2 protein-coding genes and 1 pseudogene are annotated in these 5,027 nt (G+C 42.3%); 1 reads left to right on the forward strand and 2 read right to left on the reverse strand.

Features of this window, described 5'->3' with window-relative positions; all coding sequences use genetic code 11:
* Nucleotides 1–267: pseudogene (locus K5Q29_RS10425) on the reverse strand (IS4 family transposase); the annotation flags it as partial.
* A 249-nt stretch (nucleotides 268–516) separates the two neighbouring features.
* Entirely contained in the window at nucleotides 517–2,853 is a 2,337-nt protein-coding gene (locus K5Q29_RS10430; protein ID WP_205032683.1) for a cation-translocating P-type ATPase, read from the reverse strand.
* Between the two features lie 237 nt (nucleotides 2,854–3,090).
* Here K5Q29_RS10430 and K5Q29_RS10435 point away from each other — a divergent pair, with 237 nt between their 5' ends.
* The gene (locus K5Q29_RS10435; RefSeq protein ID WP_002935863.1) at nucleotides 3,091–4,635 is read left to right on the forward strand and encodes a peptide chain release factor 3; all 1,545 of its coding nucleotides are present in this window, start codon (nucleotides 3,091–3,093) and stop codon (nucleotides 4,633–4,635) included.
* The last annotated feature ends 392 nt before the right edge of the window (nucleotides 4,636–5,027 follow it).

Here is a 5,027-nt window from a genome sequence, read left to right on the forward strand (position 1 = left end):
AATATTGGTAAACAGGGCTTTAAAAGCTTGATGTTTGATCTGATATCGTCGTTGGACAAAGGCAGATTGGGTAACTGGTAAATGTAAGTCAAGTAGCTCTTTAGATAAGGTATTGCCTCTCATGGTAAGTATAGCTTGAATCATGGTTTTCATAGTTAGCTAACTTTTCCGACTAAAATCTTTTTCAGGATGAAGCACAAACTGGTTTGCGGTGGAAACGATGTCGTTAATACTATCAAGTAAATGAGCTTTAATCTGATCTAGCATGACTTTTCCCCTTTTATTTTTAGTGTAACATAAAAACTAACCCACTACAAAATGTGATAGGTTAGTTAACTTAATGACATTGGGCAAAAAGCCCAGCACCGCTTCTCAAAGTTAGTGTCAACATCTCAGCGCAGTGGTTGATTGGCAGATTTGTTCGTGTTTTACACTCCAAATCTAACCTAATCAACTGTGCGGGGGTGGGAAAACGAACTCTTCTATGAATGGTCGAGTTCTTTCCCACTCCCATTTTTAGTTTTTAAATGCGCCTTGGTTGTAGCTAATCCAGAAAAAGACAGGGATAAAAATAAGCATTAATCCAGAATAGATTGGCAATGTGTGACTGTTTAGAGGGTGGATTTCAATCAGACCATGTAGGAAATGGGAGCTGATGAAGAAACCGAAAACGGAATAAATAATAAGAGCCAGTCGAGCTTTTGTCAGTGGCAAACAGGCACGAATGACAGCCAGTAGACCTGTTGAACCAAGAACATAATAAGAGAGGGTTTGCATGTCATGCAAGTTTAAGTATCCAAAGACTTGCAGTAAATGGAAAATAAGGACACTGAGAACAACCATGAGAGCATTTGGTAGGGCTAAGAGAAGAGATTTTCTGAGAAAATGTTTTTCTACGGGGCGGATATTTCGTTCAAAAGTTAGGATAAAAGGAGGAAAACCTTCAACAAATTGACCAATGAGGGTCATTTGTATCTGAATAAATGGGAAAACTAACAAATATTCTGCTTTACCTAGGGTGATACTAGCGATACAGATAAGGCCAAGTAAGAAAGAGTAAATTGTTTTGATAAGAAAGATGGGCGCAATGTGGGAGATGTTATTAACAACGCGTCGTCCCTCAAAGAGAATCTCAGGAATATCTCGAAATTCAGAATCTAGGAGGACTAGATTAGCGATTTGTCTAGTAGCGGGATCACCTTCTGCCATAACAATGGAACAATCAGCTTCGCGTAGTGCGAGAATATCATTGACTCCATCACCGGTCATTGCAGTAGTATGTCCCTGTGCTTTGAGGGTTTGGATGAGCAATTTTTTCTGATGTGGGGATACGCGACCGAAAATGGCGGTTGTTTCAGCTCTGGCAATTAGTTCTTCGTCGTCAACTTTGGAACAATCGATATAGCTATCGTAGTCAGCAAATCCAGCTTCCTTAGCAATGTGTGAGACAGTCACAGGATTGTCGCCAGAGATTATTTTTAGTATCACCTCTTGCGAGCGAAGATAGGCTAGTGTTTCTGCGGCATCTTCTCGAATTGGGTCGGCAATTTCTAATAGAGCTAGAGGTTCAATATTCTCAGGTAGCTGATTTTGAGAAGAAGGAAGGGACTGTTGACTAAGCGCAAGAATCAGGACACGGGAACCACGAGCCTGTGCCTCAGAAACAGAAGGAGGATTTTGTGTTAGCAACATTTCTGGTGCCCCTAGAAAAATGCGACCAATGTTTTCTATTGTCATTGCTCCCCACTTTCTATCACTAGAAAATGGAATGATGTGACTAGCTTTATAGTGGTGCTCTAAATCACCATATTCTTTTCGAATGGCCTGAGCTGTTGAATTAGTATCCTCACTTGTCTGGATATAGGTAGCGAGTATCTGTTGGATAGTGTCAAGTGAATAATGGTCGGTTAAGGGGAGCAGGTTTTCGACGGTCATTTTCCCCTGAGTAATCGTTCCGGTCTTATCCAAACAAAGAACATCAACTCGGGCAAGTGTTTCGACGGAATACATTTCTTGTACGAGGACATTTTTCATTCCCAGCTTGATAACGGCAGTTAAGAGAGAAGTGATGGTTAGCAGAGCAATTCCCTTTGGTAACATACCTAGTAGGGCAGTAGAGCTGGTAATAACTGAGTCTTTTAAGGGAAGAAGTTTGATGAAAAAGGCTTCTAGAAAAAGAGCAAGTCCGAATGGAATGATAATTTTTCCTGTAAATTTAGCAATTTTATCCATATTGTAAAGAATACGAGAGACGATAGGTTTGTGAGTTTTCGCCTCGAGCATGAGCTTATTGGCATAGTTTTCTGCGCCAACATGGATGACTGTTGCATAAATCTGTCCGCTAACTAGATAGCTACCAGACAATAATTCAGCCCCATTATTTTTCACAATCAAGTCGCTTTCACCAGTTAACATGGCCTCGTTTGCCTCGGCTATACCTTCTAAAACAATAGCATCACTAGGAACTTGTTCGCCAGCAGACAGCAAGAGAATATCATCTAAGACAATATCTTCTGGTGCAATAGAGATTGTCTCGCCGTCACGAACAACTCGGATAAAATCCTTGTTCATCAGGTTGAGTTTGTCAATCATTCGTCGTGCCCGCCATTCTGTCAGCATTCCTGAAACAGCGTTGAGGACAATGACTCCGAAGAAGAAAAGGTTGGACCATGCCTGAACAGCTAGTAAGGCTAAGAAAATGGCAAAATTGAGTGCGTTAAAAGATGTAAACACATTTCGTCTGAAGATTTCCCAATTACTGGCACTGGTCTTTGTCTTAAAATGATTGGTTTGCTGGTTTTGAATACGTTCTTGTACTTCCTTGGTTGATAAACCTTTTATTTTTTTGTTCATTATTTTATCTTTCTTTTTCTAGTATATAGAATACATCTCATACTTATTGTAACATATTTATAATACAACAGTATAGGTCTGTAGACCTATTCTTCAATAGTTTGAAAAATTCCCTTATTTCCGATATAATAAGAGAGTTGTCTAGTAAAGAATAAGGATGAATCCAATGTAAATCGAATAAGATAAGAGCTCAGCTCTGCTATGAATCAAAATACAAAAAAATGAAAAGGAAGCATTATGTCACTACAAGAAGAAATCAAGAAACGCCGCACCTTTGCGATTATCTCTCACCCGGACGCGGGTAAGACCACCATTACCGAGCAGTTGCTCTACTTTGGGGGTGAGATTCGTGAAGCAGGTACGGTCAAAGGGAAAAAGACTGGTAACTTTGCCAAGTCTGACTGGATGGATATTGAGAAACAACGTGGTATCTCTGTTACCTCCTCTGTTATGCAGTTTGACTACGCAGGCAAGCGTGTCAATATCTTGGATACACCAGGGCACGAGGACTTCTCAGAAGATACTTATCGGACCTTGATGGCGGTCGATGCGGCTGTCATGGTGGTGGACTCTGCCAAAGGTATCGAGGCCCAGACCAAAAAGCTCTTTGAGGTTGTGAAGCACCGCAACATTCCTGTTTTTACTTTTATCAACAAGTTGGACCGTGATGGCCGTGAGCCGCTTGATTTGTTGCAGGAGTTGGAAGAAGTCTTGGGCATTGCCAGCTATCCAATGAATTGGCCAATCGGTATGGGGAAATCTTTCGAGGGACTCTATGACCTCCATAACAAACGCTTAGAACTCTATCGAGGTGATGAGCGTTTTGCAAGCTTGGACGAGGGTGATAAGCTCTTTGGTTCTAACCCCTTTTATGCACAAGTTCTGGATGATATTGAACTTTTGGCGGAAGCAGGGAATGAATTTTCAGAACAGGCGATTTTGGACGGCGATTTGACACCTGTTTTCTTCGGCTCAGCCCTGACAAACTTTGGTGTGCAGACCTTCCTTGACACCTTCTTGGAATTTGCTCCAGAGCCACATGGTCACAAGACAACGACAGGGGATGTCATTGACCCGCTCAACAAAGACTTTTCAGGCTTTGTCTTCAAAATCCAAGCCAACATGGACCCTCGTCACCGCGACCGCATTGCCTTTGTCCGTGTGGTTTCGGGCGAATTTGAACGCGGTATGGCGGTTAACCTGCCTCGTACAGGCAAGGGAGCCAAGCTGTCCAACGTGACCCAGTTCATGGCCGAATCTCGTGAGAATGTGGAAAATGCAGTAGCGGGTGACATTATCGGTGTTTACGATACAGGGACCTATCAGGTAGGAGATACCTTGACTGTAGGTAAGAACAAGTTTGAATTCGAACCGCTACCGACCTTTACCCCTGAAATTTTCATGAAAGTTTCTGCTAAAAACGTTATGAAACAAAAATCCTTCCACAAGGGAATCGAGCAACTGGTGCAGGAAGGGGCTATCCAGCTCTACAAGAACTACCAGACTGGCGAGTATATGCTGGGTGCCGTTGGTCAGCTCCAGTTTGAAGTTTTCAAACACCGCATGGAAGGCGAGTACAATGCCGAAGTAGTCATGACTCCAATGGGTAAAAAGACAGTCCGCTGGATCAAGCCAGAAGACCTGGATGAACGCATGTCATCAAGCCGCAACATCCTAGCCAAAGACCGCTTTGACCAACCCGTCTTCCTCTTTGAAAATGACTTTGCCCTCCGCTGGTTCGCGGACAAGTATCCTGACGTGGAGTTGGAAGAGAAGATGTAGAAAAGGTCCAGTGGACCTTTTCTAGTGGGAGATGAGAGCCGACGGGAGTCGGCTTACCAATGGCTAAGGTCCAGTGGACCTTTTCTAGTTGGGAATAGGAACTGACGGTAGTCAGTTTACCTTGATAAAGATAACTATAAAAGGATATGATAGAATACATGAAGCTGGAGGCTGGGCAAAAACTAGCCGCTCACATATAAAAAAACGAGCAATTCCAATTAGGAGTTGCTCGTTTTCCATTTCATGCTTTATAATTATAATAACGACAAAACAACTAGAAAGGCATGAAAATGTATAAACAGTATAACACAAATCAGTTAAGTTTGGAATTAAATATTGCTTGGGACTTACCTGCAACGCATGAGGCTCGTCTGATTAGTCAGTTTGTGGAT

Origin of the sequence: Streptococcus sp. 2018037 (assembly GCF_019754195.1) — a bacterium.
Taxonomy (GTDB): domain Bacteria; phylum Bacillota; class Bacilli; order Lactobacillales; family Streptococcaceae; genus Streptococcus; species Streptococcus hashimotonensis.